The 20,393-nt window shown below is 48.9% G+C and carries 18 protein-coding genes and 1 riboswitch; of the genes, 3 read left to right on the forward strand and 15 right to left on the reverse strand.

Annotated features, from left to right (window positions below):
- A partial coding sequence (locus ACFRAM_RS06270; protein WP_379465023.1) for a hypothetical protein occupies nucleotides 1-300 on the forward strand: 300 nt, incomplete at its 5' end.
- Nucleotides 301-935: 635 nt separating this feature from the next.
- Here the strand turns inward: ACFRAM_RS06270 and ACFRAM_RS06275 are convergent.
- The 7 genes from ACFRAM_RS06275 to thrS all read right to left on the reverse strand — a co-directional run bounded on the left by ACFRAM_RS06275 (nucleotide 936) and on the right by thrS (nucleotide 9,634).
- Nucleotides 936-1,589 (reverse strand): response regulator, encoded by a 654-nt coding sequence (locus ACFRAM_RS06275; RefSeq protein ID WP_175374151.1) that lies wholly within the window; start codon nucleotides 1,587-1,589, stop codon nucleotides 936-938.
- Nucleotides 1,586-2,668 carry a sensor histidine kinase gene (locus ACFRAM_RS06280; RefSeq protein WP_175374150.1) on the reverse strand — a complete coding sequence of 361 codons (1,083 nt, stop codon included), beginning with the start codon at nucleotides 2,666-2,668 and terminating at the stop codon, nucleotides 1,586-1,588. Before ACFRAM_RS06280 ends, ACFRAM_RS06275 begins: the two co-directional genes overlap by 4 nt.
- Before the next feature lie 4 nt (nucleotides 2,669-2,672).
- Nucleotides 2,673-3,839 carry a cell wall-active antibiotics response protein LiaF gene (gene liaF, locus ACFRAM_RS06285; protein WP_379465024.1) on the reverse strand — a complete coding sequence of 389 codons (1,167 nt, stop codon included), beginning with the start codon at nucleotides 3,837-3,839 and terminating at the stop codon, nucleotides 2,673-2,675.
- Between the two features lie 170 nt (nucleotides 3,840-4,009).
- Nucleotides 4,010-5,908, reverse strand: coding sequence for a methyl-accepting chemotaxis protein (locus ACFRAM_RS06290; RefSeq protein WP_379465025.1), 1,899 nt, complete (start codon nucleotides 5,906-5,908; stop codon nucleotides 4,010-4,012).
- 346 nt (nucleotides 5,909-6,254) lie between these two features.
- Nucleotides 6,255-6,401: a hypothetical protein gene (locus ACFRAM_RS06295; RefSeq protein WP_175374065.1), complete on the reverse strand. Its 147-nt coding sequence runs from the start codon at nucleotides 6,399-6,401 to the stop codon at nucleotides 6,255-6,257.
- Nucleotides 6,402-6,576: 175 nt separating this feature from the next.
- Nucleotides 6,577-7,317: a 3D domain-containing protein gene (locus ACFRAM_RS06300; protein ID WP_379465026.1), complete on the reverse strand. Its 741-nt coding sequence runs from the start codon at nucleotides 7,315-7,317 to the stop codon at nucleotides 6,577-6,579.
- Nucleotides 7,318-7,693: 376 nt separating this feature from the next.
- Nucleotides 7,694-9,634 carry a threonine--tRNA ligase gene (gene thrS / locus ACFRAM_RS06305; protein WP_379465027.1) on the reverse strand — a complete coding sequence of 647 codons (1,941 nt, stop codon included), beginning with the start codon at nucleotides 9,632-9,634 and terminating at the stop codon, nucleotides 7,694-7,696.
- Between the two features lie 212 nt (nucleotides 9,635-9,846).
- Between thrS and ACFRAM_RS06310 the strand changes: the two genes are divergently transcribed.
- Nucleotides 9,847-10,026: a hypothetical protein gene (locus ACFRAM_RS06310; protein ID WP_379465028.1), complete on the forward strand. Its 180-nt coding sequence runs from the start codon at nucleotides 9,847-9,849 to the stop codon at nucleotides 10,024-10,026.
- Nucleotides 10,027-10,146: 120 nt separating this feature from the next.
- On the opposite strand, the gene ACFRAM_RS06315 is transcribed toward ACFRAM_RS06310, so the two are convergent.
- The 7 genes from ACFRAM_RS06315 to metA form a co-directional block, all read right to left on the reverse strand.
- A complete protein-coding gene (locus tag ACFRAM_RS06315) occupies nucleotides 10,147-10,317 on the reverse strand; it encodes a type II toxin-antitoxin system antitoxin (protein WP_066373934.1) in 171 nt (56 codons plus the stop codon).
- A 12-nt stretch (nucleotides 10,318-10,329) separates the two neighbouring features.
- Nucleotides 10,330-11,172, reverse strand: a complete 843-nt coding sequence (locus tag ACFRAM_RS06320) for an SPFH domain-containing protein (RefSeq protein WP_379202724.1) — start codon at nucleotides 11,170-11,172, stop codon at nucleotides 10,330-10,332.
- A 305-nt stretch (nucleotides 11,173-11,477) separates the two neighbouring features.
- Nucleotides 11,478-12,155 carry a stalk domain-containing protein gene (locus ACFRAM_RS06325; RefSeq protein WP_066373928.1) on the reverse strand — a complete coding sequence of 226 codons (678 nt, stop codon included), beginning with the start codon at nucleotides 12,153-12,155 and terminating at the stop codon, nucleotides 11,478-11,480.
- 629 nt (nucleotides 12,156-12,784) lie between these two features.
- Nucleotides 12,785-13,921 (reverse strand): cyclic dehypoxanthinyl futalosine synthase, encoded by a 1,137-nt coding sequence (gene mqnC, locus ACFRAM_RS06330; RefSeq protein WP_175374145.1) that lies wholly within the window; start codon nucleotides 13,919-13,921, stop codon nucleotides 12,785-12,787.
- A 260-nt stretch (nucleotides 13,922-14,181) separates the two neighbouring features.
- On the reverse strand, nucleotides 14,182-15,360 hold the full coding sequence (locus tag ACFRAM_RS06335) for a trans-sulfuration enzyme family protein (protein WP_379465029.1): 1,179 nt from the start codon (nucleotides 15,358-15,360) through the stop codon (nucleotides 14,182-14,184).
- Entirely contained in the window at nucleotides 15,360-16,553 is a 1,194-nt protein-coding gene (locus ACFRAM_RS06340; protein ID WP_379465030.1) for an aminotransferase class I/II-fold pyridoxal phosphate-dependent enzyme, read from the reverse strand. Before ACFRAM_RS06340 ends, ACFRAM_RS06335 begins: the two co-directional genes overlap by 1 nt.
- A gap of 50 nt (nucleotides 16,554-16,603) precedes the next feature.
- A complete protein-coding gene (metA, locus tag ACFRAM_RS06345) occupies nucleotides 16,604-17,521 on the reverse strand; it encodes a homoserine O-acetyltransferase MetA (protein WP_066373917.1) in 918 nt (305 codons plus the stop codon).
- A gap of 113 nt (nucleotides 17,522-17,634) precedes the next feature.
- A riboswitch (SAM riboswitch) is annotated at nucleotides 17,635-17,765 on the reverse strand.
- Nucleotides 17,766-18,157: 392 nt separating this feature from the next.
- Here metA and corA point away from each other — a divergent pair.
- Nucleotides 18,158-19,093, forward strand: coding sequence for a magnesium/cobalt transporter CorA (gene corA, locus ACFRAM_RS06350; RefSeq protein ID WP_066373916.1), 936 nt, complete (start codon nucleotides 18,158-18,160; stop codon nucleotides 19,091-19,093).
- 84 nt (nucleotides 19,094-19,177) lie between these two features.
- Here corA and ACFRAM_RS06355 read toward each other — a convergent pair whose 3' ends face one another.
- On the reverse strand, nucleotides 19,178-20,203 hold the full coding sequence (locus tag ACFRAM_RS06355; protein ID WP_379465031.1) for an HRDC domain-containing protein: 1,026 nt from the start codon (nucleotides 20,201-20,203) through the stop codon (nucleotides 19,178-19,180).
- Nucleotides 20,204-20,393 lie beyond the last annotated feature (190 nt).

A 20,393-nucleotide genomic window follows, 5' to 3' on the forward strand; every position in this document is an offset into this window, starting at 1 on the left:
CATAGCATGTGGGCTGGGATCGCTCGGCGGGGCTCATTGCATGTGGGCTGGGATCGCTCGGCGGGGCTCATTGCATGTGGGCTGGGATCGCTCGGCGGGGCTCATTGCATGTGGGCTGGGATCGCTCGGCGGGCTCAGGCTCCACCGCTGTTGAAATCATGTTCCTTGAATAGAACCCTGCGGGTAGAACATGATTTCAAAGGCGGCCGTAAACTTTACGCCCTGATCCCCGCCCACTCACCCTCTACAGGGGAGTGGGCAAATAGTTCGGGCGCGGTTCCCATGCGCCCGGACTATTGAATGGATAATTCAACTATAGACTTTGTTGAACGAGTACATAACCAGTACTAAATAAGTATTACTGAACCATTATAAGTTCATACCTAACAGAAAAAAGGCACTATAAATTGGATCACAACTCCAACTTATAGTGCCCTTCTATTTTTGTGATCAATCTCTGACACAAAATGCAGAACGTATAAAAATAACAAACAAAGCCTAAACGTTACTCCGAAGTGTAATTAACGGCATTTCTGTACCTTAAATAGTCTGAAAATGGGAGATAGACGGAATTAAGTGCAATATTGTACGTTAATTCCTCCATCATAACCCTTTCAGAGTAACTTTCTCGAAATTAAGATACAAAAATGCCTCTATTTAGCTTATTTGTCTATATTAAAGAAAAATAAGGTACAAAAATGCTCTTAGTTGGGAAGATAGCGCCATTTCACTATTAAGAAGACCGGTTCAGAGGATAGGATATCTTTGAGCTAAAGCCCTAACTTTACTGAATAACGCCTGGTATTCTGTTTAAGTATGAACTAAAACTTCAACATAAGTTCAGCACTTCTACTTTAATTTTGACCTACCATAAGCACAGCACTTCTACTTTTACTTTTACTTTTACTTTTACTTTAACCTCAACACAACTTAAACTACCCCTGCGCCCAACCCTTCCGGTGAGCGTAAATGGCAAGCTGCGTGCGGTCATCCAGCTCGCACTTCATCAGCAGGTTGCTGACATGTGTCTTGACGGTCTTAATGCTGATATGCAGCTCCTCGCCAATATCCTTATTGCTCTTGCCCTCGGCAATGAGCAGCAGCACTTCCTTTTCCCGCTCAGTGAGGCCGGAGGAATCCCCCTGCACGGTGCGCTGGCGGATACCACGTGTCAGCGCCTGTGACACATCACCGGTCATCACTGGCATGCCCCGATAAGCGCCCTGTAGTGCATAGATTAGCTCTTCGGCGGATACGGTCTTAAGGACATAGCTGACCGCTCCGGCCTCAATAGCATCTACAACCAGATCATCCTCCAGAAAACTGGTCAGGATGACGATTTTGAGCCCAGGAAACTCCGACAAGACAGCTCTGGTCGTCTCCGCCCCGTTCATAATCGGCATCATCAGGTCCATTAGCACAAGATCAGGAAGATCCTGTCCACCGCCGGCACGCAGCATCTCCAGCGCTTGCTGTCCATTAGAAGCTTCGCCAATGACCTCGAAGGTTGGCTCCAGCATAAGATAAGTTTTGAGGCCCATCCGAACCATATCATGATCATCCACCAGCAATACTTTTATGGCGCTCATATCCCGTCCTCCTCTTCCCGATATTCAGTGCCGGAGACCTTCGGCAGTTGCCGTCCCTCATCACCCTGGATGAACTTGGGAATATGTACGCGAATGGTCGTTCCTGCACCTTTGCGGCTAATAATCTCCACCTGGCCGCCCAGCTTCTCCGCACGCTCGCGCATCGTGGTAAGCCCGTACGACCCTTGTTTTTGCTGAACATGCTCAAACCCCTGACCGTCGTCGCTGATGCTTAGCACAACCTGCCGGGGCCCTTCACGTAGTGACAGACTGACAAGACGCGCATCCGCATGCTTGACGATGTTCGCCATCGCCTCCTGAATAATCAGGAACAGCTGATGCTCTATCGCTTCGGATAACTCTCCCTGCAGTTCAAGCTCCTTTATACCTTTTAAGCCATTTTGGCGACAGTAATCAGGAAACCATTTTTCCAGCGCTTCGAACAGGTTTCGACCCTCCAGCTCTACCGGGCGTAATTGCGCGATCAGCGCACGCATCTGCTTTTGTGCCATTTGAGACATCGTAATCAACTGATCCATCACAGTCTGCCCATGCGCCTGGTTGCGTTCCAGCACTTTAGGCAGCGAAGAAGCGGACATATGGATCGCAAACAGCTGCTGGCTCACCGTATCATGCAAATCACGGGCCATCCGCCGTCGTTCCTCCAATACCGCACTCTCCGCTGCCTTTTCCTTCTCGATGACTTCCTGCTCCCCAAGACGCTGCAGAAGCTTCATCTTGTTCTCCACCGCATCCATCATCACATTAAATTCATGATACACTCTGGCAAAAGACTGATCGTCACTCTCCGGCATCCGTACAGACAGGTTACCTTTCGCTACCTGCAACATATTCAGATCCAGATGATCAATCCGGCGCTGAATACGTTGGACGGCCATATAGCCTACAATGACTGTGAACAGTATTATTCCGAGTGTAAGATACAACCACATCCGATAGTCCACGACCTCAATATAACCAAGGCAGGTTCCCGCATACACCAGTCCGGCTGACACCCCGCCGCTGAGCAGAAAATAGAGCAACAACACCCATTTCGTATTATGAAGTATCGTTCCCATCTTCCTAGCCCACCGACTTCACTTTAACATCTCCGATAAAAGCACTGACGGTGATCCGGACTTTTTTGCCCCGTTCCTTATAATATGGCGTCTTGAACTGAACATTGCTCATGAACCCGCTACGAGATTCGTCCAGCACTTGCATATCCCCGATGAAGGAGCTGCTGTTAACCGAAACGCCCAAATCCATATCATCGGGAATAAACACCTTGATGTCACCGACAAAGGCCGAGATGTTAATCTTGGTCTCTCCGTAAGCAATCTGCGCGTTGGTCAGATCAATGACGGTGTCGCCGATGAATTGCGAGATGTTCGTGTTCTTCAGTTGAAAATGGTCGCGGCCCATATGAATATCGCCGATAAAAGCTGAACGGTTTGTCGAATCCTTGCTGCCGTGATGGTGATGGTCATACTCCTCGTCCCATTCTCCATGTCTGCGAGCATGACGTTCCTGGCGCTCCTGATATCTGTGAGCATGGCGTTCCTGGCGCTCCTGAAATCTGCGTGCATGACGTTCCTGACGGTCATAGTGTTTGTTCAAATGACGCTCATGCTTATCCTTCAAACGGTCGAAGGCAGAATTGAAGCGAGGTCCATCCTCCTCGTCATCATTTTGCGGGTACTGATCCCAGTCTTTTCGTTCAGAAGAGGCCTTTGGGTCTTCAAAGGATGACGATCCAAAGGGCTTGCCGAATTTCTGCTCAAACTGTTCATCTAGTGTCGATTCCAGCGGTTGTGGAGGCTCTACATCGACCGTTTTCTTGCCTGGAGGGAAGAAATCCGATGGCGATGGCGGCGGTGGTGGCACAGGAGGATCATTCCTGCGCGGTTTGAAAATAACATACAGCCCGCCGCCGATCAGCATCACCGGAATGAACATTTTGAAAAAATCACCGGCCGACAGATAGAACCAACCCAGATTTCTTCCCAGGAAATAGACGCCTATCGCCAGAAAAAATAGTCCGCCAATTGTGGATGATCCTCTAGAGCTGTAATCGCCGGTGGACAGCAGACGTTGTAAACCCATAAAAATCAGAATGGCTGGCCAAAAGTTGGAGATCAGATACCCTATGCTAAAACTGGTATATCCCATCTGCCTCAGCAAAAACATGCCGCCGATGACGATGAGCACTAGCCCGCTCAGGATCTGACTCGACACTCTTCGTTTCATGCTTGATTTCCCCCTTTAACTGAAACTGTTCTCATTCTTCGCTAACCTTATGATCTCAGTCTACAGGAAGACAAGGTCTTGGTACAGCGGCGGGAGAAGGAAAAGCGTCTCAGCCTCCAGACCGAGTAGCATGGGATTATATTACAACTAATTACAGGTTGTAGTCGATCTTAGTGAATTTTAAAACGGAGCACAAGCAGCCGCAGCTGTTCTGCCATCTGGCCTAAACCTACAGAAGAGGAGGTTATCTCCTCTGTGGACGCAAGCTGTTCCTCAGTAGCTGCTGAGACAGAATCCGTAATGCCGGCAGATTCCTCAGAGATGCTCCGAATCTGTTCCATATGCTCTGTCACTCCTGCTACTTCATGAGTCATAACCTCTACCGCCTTGGCAAGCTCTCCCAGAGTCGAAGCCGACTGGTTCACAGTTCCTGTAATCTCGGCAAACGAATGGCCGGACAGACTGACTGCTTCGATTCCGCCGGACACTTTCTCCTTGGCATGCTGCATTTCCGTTGCCACTTCCTCAACATGCTGTCTGACTGCTTGAATCAATTCGCTGATTCGGGAGGCGGATTCCTCCGAGTTAAAAGCCAGCTTCCGCACCTCATTGGCAACCACTGCGAACCCCCGGCCCTGCTCTCCGGCACGGGCTGCCTCAATTGAGGCGTTAAGTGCCAGCAGATTGGTCTGACGGGAGATGCCGGTAATCACATCCACGATACTACCAATTTCCAACGAGCGTTCCTCCAGTTTGAAGACAACCTCGTCAAGCCGCTCCACAGTCTCCTGCACACGGTGGATTTGTTGGACCGCCTGTTCTGCCGCTGCATTTCCATCTGTGGCCGCCGCAGAGGTCTGGATCATTCCGGCTGATACCTCCTGCATGCGGCTCGACAAGATCCCAATTTCTTCTGCCATGTACTCCATACTCTGCGCTCCCTTTTGCACACGCTCGACCTGACGCTCGCTGCCTGTACACAGCGACTGTACCGCCACACTAACCTGTTCTATAGCCTGATTGGTCTGCTCTGCGCCAGCGGCCAGCTCCTCAGCGGACGACGATACCAAATCCGTCGTTTCCTGAACACCCATGATCATTGCTCTCAGATTATCAACCATGTTCTGAAAGCTACGGGCCACGTCTCCAAACTCATCTTTTCTTCGGGTATCCACATTTTCCGTCAGATCACCTTTGCTGATCCGTTCAGCAGCTGACTTGAGCTTGTTCAGAGGCCGGATGATGGTGCTGACAATAAACTGGCTAACAGTGATCATAATAATCAAAATGATGGCAATCGTAATATTCACTGTTTTCTTAATAGCCTCGGCACCCGCGTTCATCTCACTGACGTAGAGTGTCCCCCCTATTTTCCAGCCAGTCAGCTCGTTGGTCGTAAAGAACATTTCCTTCTCCCGGTCATCCAGCAAATACTCAAAGTTCCCACTCTTGTTGGCAAACATCTGCTCCGTGTAGCTGGCTCCACCTGGTTCAGCCGGTTTAAGGTTAGGATGCACCACTATCTTTTTGTTGCTGTCCAGCACGATGACATATCCTTCCTTGCCAATAGTAATGCTGGACTCCGTTCGGATCGCGTCAAGGTTCAGGGATACACCTAGCACTCCTGCTCCATTTGCAACCGCTTTCGACATAATGATCTCTGGGCTGCCTTTGGCATCCAGCACAACGGGAGTAAGGCTGATTTGACCAGGGTCTGCCAAAGCAGACTTGTACCAATCCTGTTCACGAGGATCATTGTTCGAACGTTCTGTCCCACTGCCCTGGATGGTTGCACCCTCTGCGGTACCTATGTATGCATTGTTGATGTCTGGGTTCAGTCCCAGATATTGTTCCAGCATGGGGACCAGCTTCTGGGCAGCCGGACCTTGCAGCGTAGAACCTTCCAATGTTCTAGTGATGAAATCAACATCACTTTTTTTCGACTCGATACTGTGACTGATAATTGAATTAACCGTCTCCACACTTTGTTGCGCACTACTCAGCATTTGCTGACGCATATGGTTCCTTGAGCTTTGCGCAGCCATCATACCAATGATCAGAGAGGGCACAATTACTACTCCAATGAAAGAGACCACTAATTTTACTCTCACAGTTAATCTAAAATGCCTCTTTTTCATACCGACAAAACCCTTTCTTCGCTTTTTTATATGTACTATACAAGAAGAACTTAAGATCCGAATGCAAAGCTTGGTCGTCACTACGGTGGAATGTTAATGTTGGGCTTCAAAGAAAATATTTCTTTTTTATCAATATTAACACTTAAATTGGTTAAAATATACTTTTAAGGTTGAAAATTATTGTCCCTACAGATTTCATAATAAAAAGACTGCCCCCGGCAGCTTAATCGCTGCTAGGGACAGTCTGATTCTTCAGCAGAGGTCTGCTGTAAGATAATTATTGCTGCGGTTTTTGAACCGGCTTAGCAACAGATGTGTTGCTCTTGCTGTTTGCGCCGTCATTTTCAACCGCAAACTCAGCATTGTATTTTTCATTCGGTGTTTTATAGTTTTCTTGAACTTTTGGTTTTTTGGAGTTAGCCACGGAATTCACCTCCCTTTTTCTCCTCATGACATGGTTACACCAGTCCAGTGAGGTTGGTCCGGATGAGGCAATGAATCATTGCCCCAGTCCGTATTATGGGAAGTGGCCGCATAGATTATGCATGGCCAAGTGAATTATATTTCAAACCGTGTAGCAGATGCCGCAGTTCTCAATGCTAGATGACTTCTTCCAGCAGATTTGGCGGAACGGAATTGTAAGTTTGGATCGCCCGGCTGAGATTCTTCAGCATAGCTTCTGTACATTTGCCGTTACCACGCTTGATCACATGCACCACCACTGTTTTTTTACCCCATTCCTTATAGACCTGCTTGGTAGTGGCAAAATAAAGATCGATTTTCCGTCCCTTAATCGCAGAACCTGTATCTGCTACCACAGCATAGCCATAGTCAGGAACATAGAGGATGCTGCCCAGCGGGAGCACTTTAGGGTCCGCTGCTATCGTTGAAATCGTATTTTTGTCCCGGCGAACCTTAACACCAGAATATGTAATTCCATATTCCGGGTGCTTGGCGGTTTTACCGGTCGATTCGTACCCCGCGGTATAACCCGTTGCTGTGACCTTCATGGACGTGATAATCTGCTCTCTTGCTGGTGCTGCTACAGGTACGGACGCAGGCGTCTTCGCCGGAGCCTCGCTACCCTTCTTCTGCGTTACGGGCGGCGTTGAAGCCTTAGGAACTTGTACAGCATCCCGCTGCGTAGCTGGTGACGTTACCGGTGGTGTATAGACTTCGTTCGAATATATTGTCGCACGGGCGGTCTGGATCCCAGGACTCAGACCGTCTGCTTGCACTGCCTTTTGCCGTGACTCCGGGTATATTCCGGCTACGCCCAGCAGAAGCGCTACAGTGACGATTAAACACCAAAACCTCTGAAACATGCCCATTTTGTTCATAAGATAAACCTCCCCCTATTAGCGAAGGTTTCCCTATTCTCAAAATTTTATACGTGGAGAACAGTAAAACTGTCCCCACAGGCATATATCAGAGGTTTTATATAAGACGAACTTAATATCCTAACGTAAAGCTCGGTCGTCACTACGGTGAATGTTTGGACTTCCGGTCGCTGTTGTCCCCAGATTTCTTTGATTAAACTGCCTCTAGCGGCTGAAATCCGGGCAGCTTACGCTTCCGATGCAAGCTTTCCTGCGGAAAGCTTGCAGGCGAGCGCTACGCTCCTACAGTTCCAAACCTTCCCCTTCGTTCCTTCTTGCTTTTGTTAATTTCTTATGTTCGTTTATACATTTGGTAGCATAAATCAGCTTTTTGATCTTAAGAGATCACACGATCAGCGATTTCCTGGGACAGCAGCTCAATCACTTCCTGAACCGGCTTGGCTCCAAGGTCGCCTTCACCACGCTTACGGACCGAGACGGTACCAGCATTCATCTCGTTCTCACCCACGATGAACATGTAAGGCAGCTTCTCCAGCTGTGCTTCACGAATCTTGTAGCCCAGCTTCTCGTTACGCAGGTCCGCAACTGCTGTGATTCCACGGCGACGAAGCTTATCAGTCACTTCGTTGGCATAGTCATCGAAAGCAGTGGAAACCGGAATAACCTTAACCTGCTCAGGCGACAACCAGAGTGGCAGGGAACCCGCAAAATTCTCCAGAAGGAAGGCGACAAAACGCTCCATCGTACCCAGAATACCACGGTGCAATACCACCGGACGGTGCTTCTGGCCATCATCGCCAACATACTCCAGTTCAAAGCGTTCTGGCAGCAGGAAGTCAATTTGGACTGTGGACAATGTTTCTTCTTTGCCCAGTACAGTCTTGATCTGCACGTCAAGCTTCGGACCGTAGAATGCCGCTTCGCCTTCAGCCTCGTAGAATGGCAGCCCCGCTTCTTCTACAACTTCACGCAGCATACGTTGAGCGGTTTCCCACATCTCATCGTTGGCAAAATATTTCTCAGTGTCCTTCGGATCACGGTAGGACAAGCGGAAACGGTAATCGTTGATACCGAAATCCTTGTATACCTGTTGAATCAGCTCAATCACACGAATGAATTCGCCTTTGATTTGATCCAGGCGACAGAAAATATGCGAGTCATTCAGGGTCATTGAACGCACACGGTGAAGACCAGTCAGAGCGCCAGACATCTCGTAACGGTGCTGGATACCCAGCTCTGCGATACGGATCGGAAGGTCACGGTAGCTGTGCATAGAGCTCTTATAGATCATCATATGGTGCGGACAGTTCATCGGACGAAGAACGAACTCTTCGTTGTCGATAGTCATCTTAGGGAACATGTCTTCCTGATAGTGCTCCCAGTGGCCGGAGGTCTTGTACAAGTCTACGTTCCCCAGTACCGGAGTGTATACATGTTGGTAGCCCAAGCTGGCTTCCAGATCGACAATGTAACGCTCTAGAATGCTGCGCAGCTTGGCACCCTTAGGCAACCAAATTGGCAGACCTTGACCAACGAGCTGATTGAATGTGAAAATCTCCAGTTCTTTCCCTAGCTTGCGGTGATCGCGTTTCTTCGCTTCCTCGAGCAGGCGCAAGTGCTCATCCAACTGAGCTTTCTTGATCCATGCTGTGCCATATACGCGTTGCAGCATCTTGTTCTTGCTGTCTCCGCGCCAGTATGCACCAGCAACGCTCATTAGCTTGAAGACTTTGATCTTAGAAGTGGACGGTACGTGCGGACCACGGCAAAGGTCGAAGAACTCGCCCTGCTCATAAATCGTAATAATGCTATCCTCAGGCAGTGCCTCAATCAGTTCCAGCTTGTAAGGATCACCCAGGTCTCCGAAAATATCGAGTGCTTCCTTACGGCTAACCTCTTTACGCACGATCGGCAGATTCTCGTTAACAATCCGCTCCATTTCCTTCTCAATCTTGAGCAGATCCTCAGGATTAAGCGGATGCTCTAAATCCATATCATAATAGAAGCCATCTTCAATGACTGGACCTACGCCCAGCTTGACTTCTTTAGCTCCGAACAGGCGCTTAGCTGCTTGAGCCATCAAATGCGCAGTACTGTGACGCATCACTTCGAGACCTTCCGGCGAATCCAGGGTCACGATCTCTATCAGCGCCCCCTCCTGAAGTGGGGTCGACAAGTCGACGACGATTCCGTTCAATTTGCCTGCAGCGGCGTTCTTACGAAGTCCGCTACTAATGGAAGCCGCCACATCATCGATGGTGCTACCTTCCGCATATTCCCGGACTGAGCCGTCCGGTAACTTAATGCTTACTGCCATTATATTTCCTCCTCAAAAATCATTAGACCCGTAGGTCGTTTACTTGTACGGAACGAGATGTTCCTTGCAACAAAAAACACCCGTCCCGCAAAGGGACGAGTGATTGCACCCGTGATTGCACCCGTGGTTCCACCCAAATTCGATTCCTTCTCCTATCGCCAATGAAGTGGCTTTCGAGTACAGAATCCTTAGTCAGCATGGGAGTAACGGCCATGAACCGGCGATTCTTACTGTCCCAAGACTTGTCCAGCGGACGGTTCCCGGGAGTTCATAACCGCAGCTACAAAGGGGTAAATCAAAAGCCGGATACCGGAGGAACTTGCAGCCATTGTTTCCTCTCTCTGAACGGTCCGAAGCGATTGTCCATTTCTTTGTCAAAGCTGTTCGCGTGAATTTACCAGTAAATTATAAATCGGACCTCCCCCGGCAGTCAAGCCAGAAGAAGTCCGATCCTTGTTATACATTGAAAATAACTATTGATGCTGCCAGTCGCCGCACTTCCCGAAGCAGAATCATTCTTCGCGGCGTTTCTTCTGGGGCAAGCGACCAGCACGCTTCAACGACTCACGCAGCAGATACTCGATGTGTCCGTTAACGCTGCGGAACTCCTCCCCTGCCCAGCGCTCCAGCGCTTCATGCAGCTCTGGATCAATCCGCAGCGGAAAGCTTTTCTTGGCCGCCATAATTATACCGCCTTAGTACAACGAGCCAGCGTTAATGACCGGGCTAGCTCCACGCTCGGACACAATCGCCACCATCAAATTATTGATCATTGCCGCTTTGCGTTCTTCATCCAGTTCTACCACGCCGCTCTCTTTAAGCTGCTTAATCGCCATATCTACCATGCCCACAGCACCTTCTACAATGATCTGCCGTGCTGACAGAATGGCCGATGCCTGTTGACGCTGAAGCATCGTACTGGCAATTTCAGTCGAATAAGCCAAATGCGTTAGCCTTGCCTCAATGACCTCTACACCAGAGATGGACAAGCGCTCCTGTAGTTCACTTGCCAGCTCCTTGGCAATTTCATCGGCATTCGCTCGTAGGGACATTCCGGCTTCATTGAAGTTGTCATAAGGATATTTGCTCGCCACATGACGCAGCGCTGTCTCACTCTGTATCTCCACGAACTCCATATATTTATCTACATCGAAGAGTGCCTTCGCAGAGTTGATTACTTTAAATACAATAACTGCCGCAATTTCAATCGGGTTCCCCTCGACATCATTCACCTTCAACTTGGCACTATTAAAGTTACGAACCCGTAGTGAGACCGTCTTACGGCCACTGAACGGAATAACTGCCCATAGCCCGCTTGTAGATATCGTTCCAACATATTGCCCGAAAAATGTCACCACAACCGATTTGTTCGGTTGAACTACTGTAATACTGGTCAGCAGTACGCCTGCTGCTACGAACAAGATGACAGGCACAATAACATATTCCTGAGCGGCGCCGTATATTCCACCAGCCAAACAAAGAACTAGCAATGCAATAACCCAGAAACCGCTAACAGGGCGAAGAATTTTTTCCGTCATATAGACCCCTCCAACTAGATATTCATTTGATATTTAAATGATATCACTTTTGGATATGGATGTAAATTATTATTTCATCAGCCGTTCGCTAACCGCCATGCCAGTCTACAACTTTATTTTTCGAGTCTAATACTTTATTTTTTTCTGACACTCCGACGACACATCCCCTGTAAGCCCGTCCACATATAACGGACGATGGATTTAAATCTCTTCATTGCAAAAGGACGAGAAAAAATCAAATGTAATCTCACGTGAAAAGAAGCCCACTACGCCTATACGGGCATTGTGGGCTTCTCTGCTTAATCTTACTTGTAAATTGAAGTATCTAGCGGAATAATGAACCCGCCGTCAACAGCTTGTGTCACATTTATTGCGATGTTCTTTACTCCAGAGATATCTACCTCAATCGTCTGGAGATCACTATTAGGCGAAATCTTCTCTACTTTTTTAAGAAGCACATTCTTGTCATTATCCATAATTTCAAGAGACTCCACTTCCTTGCCGACCGCAGCGAATTGCAGAACAAGTTTCTGATATTTGCCGTTAGGGCTGAGCGCGGTATATTTAATATTGGAATTAGGTGCGCTGTACAGCACTTCCTTATAATTCTTGCCGCCGTATTTGGTCAGTGCAGGGTCCTTGGTATGCAGACTGGTGTTAAAATCCTCCTGCTTCACGGGAACGCCTGCCTGCTGTTCGCCAATAATCACCTCTTTGGCTGTCCCGTCATAATTCACCGGAACATCCAGCAGCTCAGAAACAGATCGTACCGGAAGATACGTAGTTCCTTTATAAGTAATGGGAAGCACCGCTTTGCCATTGCCATCTTTGAGAGGGGTAATCTCCCCGTTCACTCTGATCTTTAAATCTCCGTTTAACAACGCTTTAATTTCTTGGAGATGCGAGCTCGCGAAAGCACCTGTGCCCATGCCCACTAAAAGTATCATGGTACCGCATAAAGTCGTAACAACCTTCTTCTTCATTTCTGTTTTCCTCCTCTTGGGATATCATCAATCCAGAAACACCAGAAACAACGGTTATTGAGAAATAATCTCTCCGAAAGATGAGGCTACATGCAGGTTTAGTTTCTGCGTTTTTGGAGTTGAAGATTTTACCACATTATATCACAAAGCCCAATGCTTCATTTCTATTTCTCCTTCTTCCAAGCTACTGATTCTATTGATTCAGATAAGATAAGAAATGATAAGTAATTCAACTCGAATTATTAACAAATGCTTGTCGTACACCATGTCGAAGCTCCATAAGGATCACGCAGGCTGTTTATTTCCCTACTTCTCTCATTCCGGCTGTTCACTCTTGTATAGAAAGGTAGAAAATGATTTCAGGGTTTTCAAATCCAAGCTGAAGGAAACAAAATAGGGACTTCTTCTGTGTATTATCATAACACGAAAAAAGCCACTCCCGGCAGTAGTCCATGAGTGCCTACTTCATATGCAATTGTATATGGCCGGAACTTTCTTTCACGATGGTTACCTTTCGAGTCTAATACTTTATTTTCTTCTGACAAAAAGACCGTAGACACATTCGATTTTCCCGAATGAATCTACGGTCTATATTTAGCCTCGAAACTCTAGACTAGCAGCCTCTCTGCCTAGTTCTGCATCACAAAATCATTGTCGATCTTCGCATTAGCATCATCGAATACCCGCAGGATATCGTAACGCGTGTTGCGTTGTGCCGGGATTTTGCCAGCTTCACGGATCAGTTGGGTAATGGACTCGATGTTAACTTTGTACGTAGCGCCCGCAGAGGACACAACGTTCTCTTCAATCATTGTGCTGCCGAAATCGTTGCAGCCATATTGCAGCGACAGCTTGCCGACTTCCGGCCCCATAGTTACCCAAGAAGATTGGAAGTTCTTGATGTTGTCTAGCACCAGACGGCTGATCGCTACTGTCTTCAGGTACTCTTCAGGTGTCTGTCTGTCCAGCTTCAGGTTGGTATTATCCGGCTGGAAGGTCCAGGAGATAAAGGCCAGAAAGCCTTCGGAGTCATACTTATTAGCAATGCACTCATCTTGAGCTTCACGCACTCGCAGCAAATGCAGTGCCCGCTCTTCCATAGTCTCGCCAAGGCCAATGACCATAGTCGCCGTCGTGTTCATACCGACTTTATGCGCGGTCTGCATAACGTCCATCCAGTCGCGCCAGGAGCCTTTAAGACGGCTGATTTTACGGCGTGTACGGTCATCGAGAATTTCGGCACCACCGCCTGGAAGTGAATCCAGTCCAGCCGCATGAATCTCGCGGATAACTTCTTCCAGTGACAGACCAGAGACTTCCTTCATCTTCATGATTTCAGCAGGCGAGAAGGAGTGCATTGTAATTTCCGGGAAGCGTTGCTTGATCCCACGCAGCAAATCGGTGTAGTAATTGAAGGGCAGATTAGGGTTCACGCCCCCCTGCATTAGAATTTCAGTCCCGTTGACAGCAATCGTCTCGGAAATTTTTTGGAAAATAAGTTCATCCGGTAGTACGTACCCCTCATCGGAGCCCGGTCTGCGGTAAAAGGCACAAAAACGGCAGTACACATCACACACATTCGTATAGTTAACATTGCGGCCAATGACGAAGGTCGCCATCGGGTCCGGATGCCAACGTTTCATAATAATGTCGGCAGCAGCGCCCATTTTCTCAATCTCGTTACTCTCGAACAATCTTACGGTATCCTCCAGCCCAAGCCGGTCTCCCCGCAGCGCTTTATCCAAGATCAGGTCTATCGCACTCATCGTTCGCAGCCTCCTTTAAAACCCATATCTTTATGGTATTTTCATAAAATTTATAAGACAATTGAATATGTTCGTTCCTTCATCGTAACACAATCCGGACCGCTTGAGAAATTTTTTTCACAAAGTATAACGGCCTTAACCATCTTTTGGAAAAGGCCTTCCTTCATGTAAAAAAAGATACCCTCCCCGCTCATAGAACAGTTTAAGAATTCAAAAAGGACAGCTTCGTCCGAAAACGAAACTGTCCGTCCTAACCTTAATTATTCGTCCGCAAGCGCCTGCTCCAGATCGACAATGAGGTCCTCGATGGACTCTAGGCCGACCGAGAAGCGCAGCAGCCCGTCTGTAATACCGCGGGCCGCCCGAACCTCTGCCGGCATCGCCGCATGGGACATCAAAGCCGGGTAGGACAGGATGCTCTCCACTGCGCCGAGGCTGACCGCAACAAGCGGCAGCGTCACCTTGTTCAGCACACGCTTAGCCCGCTCGCCGGAGCCAACATCGAACGAAACGACCGCACCATAGCCGCTGGATTGCGATTCATGGATCTCGCGTCCCGGATGATTTGCAAGTCCCGGGTAGAACACAGCCGTAATATCGCTGCGGGCGTCAAGCCAAGCCGCAAGCCTGGCTGCGCTGATCTCGCTATGCGCCATGCGCGCCTCCAGCGTCTTCATTCCGCGCATCAAGAGCCAGCTTTCCTGCGGAGCCAGCACGGTGCCGAGACCGTTTTGCAGCATTTTGAGCTGCTTGCCAATCTCTGCGGTACGCGCTACGGCAAGACCAGCCAACACATCGCTGTGACCGCCAAGGAACTTCGTCGCACTGTGCAGGACAATATCCACGCCCTGTTCGATTGGACGTTGGTAATAAGGGGTCATGAACGTATTATCCAGGATAGTCAGAAGCTCATGACTCTTGGCCCATTCGCAGACAGCAGCAACATCCGTAATTTTCAGCGTCGGATTCGACGGAGTTTCCATATATACGGCTTTCGTGTTCGGCTGAAGCGCAGCTTTGACCTGCTCAAGATCCGTCATATCCACAAATGTGCTTTCAATGTTCAGACGGTTCAGGATGAGCGTCAATAGCCGGTATGTACCGCCATAGACATCCTCAGTAACGATCACATGATCACCGGAGGACAGCATCAGGAACGTGCTGGAGATAGCTGCCATGCCGGAGGCATAGGCGAAACCGCGCTCCCCGCCTTCCAGCAGAGCGATATAATCCTCAAGCGCCTGACGGGTCGGATTGCCTGACCGGCTATAGTCATGCAGCGGCGGATTATGAATATCCTCATGATGGAACGTCGAAGCCTGATAGATCGGCACACTGGAAGCGCCAGTGGCTTTGTCAATCTCGCTGCCAAAGTGCAGCAGACGGGTAGCGAATTTGAGATTATTCTTCTTATCTTTGTTCACGTTGTTATCACTCATTATGCCTGGCCTCCTTGTGCATCTGCTGTTTCAATCTCAATACGTGCCTGTTCCAGTGCATGGCCTAGATCCGCGATCAGATCATCAATATGCTCTATGCCAACCGAGAAGCGCAGCAACCGGTCATCAACACCCACCGCATCACGGATTTCAACCGGAATATCGGCATGGGTCTGCACCGTAGGATAAGTCATTAGCGATTCTACACCACCAAGACTTTCGGCAAAGGCAATTAGACGGATGTGGCGAAGAATTGGCTCCACATATCTCGCATCCTTCACTTTGAAAGAGAAAATACCGGTATTTCCGGATGACTGACGGTTCTGGATCTCAAAGCCCGGATGCTCCGGCAGACCCGGATGGAAGACCTCAGCGATAGCCGAATGTCCTTTAAGATAATGAGCCAGTTCCAGTGAATTGCTCTCATGACGCTCCATGCGTAATGCCAGCGTCTTCATACCTCTCATCAATTGGTAGCTGTCTGTTGGCCCCAACACTGCGCCGATGGAATTATGCAGAATCGCCATTTCAGCAGACAGCTCCGCTCCCTTGGTCACAATAAGACCTGCCAACACGTCGTTATGACCGCCCAAATATTTGGTAGCACTGTGGATAATGATATCGGCTCCGAGTTCCAGCGGACGCTGGAAGAATGGCGTCAGCAGCGTATTGTCTACGATGGTAAGCAGTTCATGCGACTTGGCCCATGTACAGACAGCCTCTATATCCGTGATCATCATCAATGGATTGGTTGGTGTCTCGATCACAACGGCTTTCGTCTCCGGACGGCGAACCGATTCCAGCGCCTCTAGATCGTTGGTGTCCACATAAGAAGCACTCACCCCGAACTTGGACATGATCCGCTCCAGCAAACGGTAAGTTCCGCCGTAGAGATCCAACGATACAATCAGATGATCTCCTTGTCCGAACAGGCTGAAAATCGTTTGTAATGCAGCCATACCTGAACTACAGGCAAATGCAGCATCTCCGGATTCCAATTGCGCCGCTGCCGTTTCCAGCACAGAACGGGTCGGGCTTTTAGTGCGGCTATAGTCAAAGCCTGTACTTTGCCCCAGCTTCGGGTGGCGGAACGCCGTTGAATTATAGATAGGGAAGTTCACCGCGCCAGTGGCCGGGTCTTCCAACGATCCTATTTGGGCAAGTCTGCTTTCAATCCTCAGTTTGTCGTCCATTCCATATAACCTCCTAATAGTAAGTACACTGCTGCATGCTCATCTATAACTTAAATGATGGGACCAATATCATAGGGTGTTTCTTGGTATACATAGTAATTGAGCCAATTAGAGAACAATAAGTTAGCATGAGCGCGCCAAGTCGCCGGCGGAGTACGCTCCGGATCATCTTTTGGAAAATAGTTCTTCGGCAGCGCCATTTCCATGCCCTTGGCAACATCACGGTCATACTCCCACTTCAGGGAAAGCGGATCGTATTCAGAGTGGCCAGTGACAAAAATTTGTCGGCCATCCTTGGTAGCCACCAGATAAATGCCCGCTTCCTCCGATTCGGCCAGGATTTGCAGATCCGGATTACTCTCGATATCTTCGCGGGACACATCCGTGTGACGGGAGTGCGGAACATAGAACAGTTCATCGAACCCGCGCAGCAGCTTTACATTATTATGGTTCAGTGTGTGAGGGAATACGCCAAAACATTTATCAGGCAATGCTTCCTTGCGCACACCGAAGTGATGATACAGTCCGGCTTGTGCAGCCCAACAGATATGCATAGTGGAAGTAACATTGTCTTTACTCCACTCAAAAATCTCTTTCAGCTCTTCCCAGTACGTTACGTCTTCAAAATCCATCTGCTCCACAGGAGCACCGGTTACAATAAGTCCGTCAAACCGGCGGTGGCTAATCTCATCGAAGGTCGTATAGAAGCTGTTCAGATGCTCCGCCGACGTGTTCTTCGAAGTATGGGAACGGGGACGCAGCAGCACGATGTCCACCTGAAGCGGCGAGTTACCGATCAACCGGAGCAACTGGGTTTCCGTGGTTTCTTTGGTAGGCATCAAATTTAGAATGGCAAGGCGCAAGGGACGTATATCCTGATGAAACGCCTCGCTCTCGTCCATGATAAAAATATTTTCTCCCGACAATATCTCTTTCGCCGGCAGACTGTCTGGAATCTTAATTGGCATTTCTCGTCTTCACTCCTTGGTAATAGAATACCGCTTGGCGGCTGTTAACATTGGGTAAACAAAAAAGACCTTACTCTGAACGAGAAAGGTCATATTTATTCACATATGCGCCTCTCTCATCTGCCAGAAATCTTCACCGGGCATCTGCCCGCTTCAAAGTCTCCTGCAAGAATTAGCACCGTGCGTCTTCACGCCGGTTGCCGGGTTTCATCGGGCTAGTCCCTCCACCTGCTCTTGATAAGATTTAGCTGTATTCAGTTGAATTTTCTTAAAATTCACTTTAAATCATGAACCCACTTCTCGTCAAGTCCATACAATGCTGAAGAGCCTTGAAAATGACAAGAATTTTCCTTGAAAGAGGCATACCCCGGCGTTATACTAGACAAGGGTTTTAAACTGGACGACAAGATGAGGTGAGAGGATTATGGAGGGCGACCCGAGTTCGCAGCTCAATGTACAGAACGAACAACCACACAGGATTAACATCAGCTTGCCGGCGGCGGGAGCAGTTCTTCTTCATGCCCTCGAAACGTCATTTGCCGATTCACCTTGACATGACCCCGGCCAAGCTGATTTTTTCTCTGTGCTTTTATTAGCATGTCCCTGGAGAAGACAGGGATCGAAGGAGTGAATCAGATGAAAATCCGGCTGGTCAACGCAGGGGTTTTTACGCCTATTGATGATATTAATGAAACATTATCCCCTCCTGGTGAGGGATTTTATTGGATCGATGCTGATGTGGAGGATCTGGAACTCATCCAGCCCATGTTCAATCTACATGATCTCGCCGTTGAGGATTGTCTCAGCGAAGAGGAGCAGCGTCCAAAAATTGAAATATACGAAAGCCACTACTTTATTGTAGTGAACAGCATCCGGTTTGATGATGAGGAGATTTTCCTGCGCGCACTTAACGTCTTCCTGGGAAGACATTTTATCATCACAGTGACGAAGCAGAAGATCAATGAACTACGTGTCCTGAAACCAATGCTGTGGGAGCAAGAAGTCAGCGAGCCGGATAAGTTTCTATATTTGCTCATTGACCTTGTAGTGGATAATTATTTTTCCGTCGGCGACCGGATTGAAGTCCGGATTGAGAAGCTGGAGGAAGATATCCTCATGCATACGAAGAAATCGCATCTTAGTGAAATCATCGGTCTGCGCAGTGAAATTCTGTGGCTCAAGAAAATGCTCGGTCCGCAGAAAGAAGTTATCAACACGTTGAACAAAAAGGATCTCCGGCTGATCGACGATCAGCTTCAGAAGTACTTCAGCGACATCTATGAGAATGCCGTCAAAATTTCCGAGACCTTTGAGACCTACCGCGATCTGATGGGCAACTTACGAGAAGCTTATCAGTCCAGTATCGCCAACCGTGCCAATGAAATTATGAGAGTTTTTACCGCGATTACAACTATATTCATGCCCCTGACTGTCATTACCGGCATCTACGGGATGAACTTTGACCATATGCCCGAACTGCACAGCAAATATGGCTACTACACCGTAATTGGTCTGATGCTGACCCTCGGCTGCGGAATGCTCTATATCTTCCGTAAAAAAGACTGGCTATGAAGGATCACTAACGAAAGTACAAGACGAAGGAGTTCACACCCTGCGGGGTATGATTCCTTCGTCTTTTTGCTATGTAACGTGATGCTAAAAGCTCATCGCCGAATCAAGGCTTCCAGCCTGCTCCCGCCGGAACCGGATGCGAATCAGCCGCAGGCGCTCATAATGGATTTCCAGGCCGCCCGCAGCAGCAGGTGGTGCATCGCCATAGACCTTGTACAGTACCGGCTTCAGGAACAGGTCGCCAAACTCTTCATAGGCTTTCCAAACCGCCTGCTGCTCTTCATGCGCCATACTTCCAAGCTCATGCTGTATCAGTTTCTCCACAGAGTATCCGTCTTTCTCCAGTTCCTCCAGCGCTTCCAGCAGTTCTCTACGGCTGACTCCCGTCTCGTTCTTCAACTGCTCCAGTCCGAGACCACTCTCAATACCCTGAAGCAGAGTCCGATTCAGTCGCAGCCGCTCTAGCTGTCGCTTATACTTAAGCTCCTTCTGCTTATATAACCAGGAGGAGAATTCATCGTCCCCAATCTCCTCATAGACCCAATCCAGCGGAAAATTACGCTCTCTTGGGGCGGCAGAGGTTACTGCCAGCCAGTCTGCGCCATACTGAGCTGCCCTGGCTTCGCCGATGCCGGGAATTTGCAGCAGTTCTTCTGTCGTCTTCGGCAGAAAGGTACTAAGCAGGCGCAGTAGACGATTGCTCGCCAGCATGTAAGGAGCCTTGCGTTCACTGGATGCACGGCCCCGGCGCCAAGCGCATAGTTCATCATAGATACTCTCCTGACTGTAATGCTCACTGTAATACTGCAGCTTCAACTGCTCCCGGCCCCGGCGGGGCAGTACCTCCTCTTCGTGCAAGCCGCCGTCAATCAATGGACGGTATCCGGCTCCCATCTTTACCGCCAATTCATGCCGGTATACACAGAGCATCTCATTCCATGATCCACCTTCATACCAAAGGCTGTCTGTACTCTCCTCGGCAGTATTTACCGAAAAATCACGCCAGCCCAGGCTCCACACACCCTCCTCCTCGCCGATCCATAACTGAGCGAACTCCTCTTCTTCCCGGCCAGCCAACCTCGACAAGCGGTTCATGAAAATTATCTGCATAACAATCCCATCCTTTCCCGTCTTACAGCAAGCATGTTAGGGCTATGGGGTAGCACTTAAACCGACGCTTCACACTCCCACATACGGCCACCGTGCTGTTCTTCCTCTACGGAAAATACAAGCCATGCCCCAAACCACGCCAAAAAGCACCTCCTCCGCGATCAACGCGAAAGAGGTGCTTCCTCATGAC

It is taken from the genome of Paenibacillus sp. NPDC056722, assembly GCF_042790635.1.
Lineage (GTDB): Bacteria > Bacillota > Bacilli > Paenibacillales > Paenibacillaceae > Paenibacillus_AQ > Paenibacillus_AQ agri.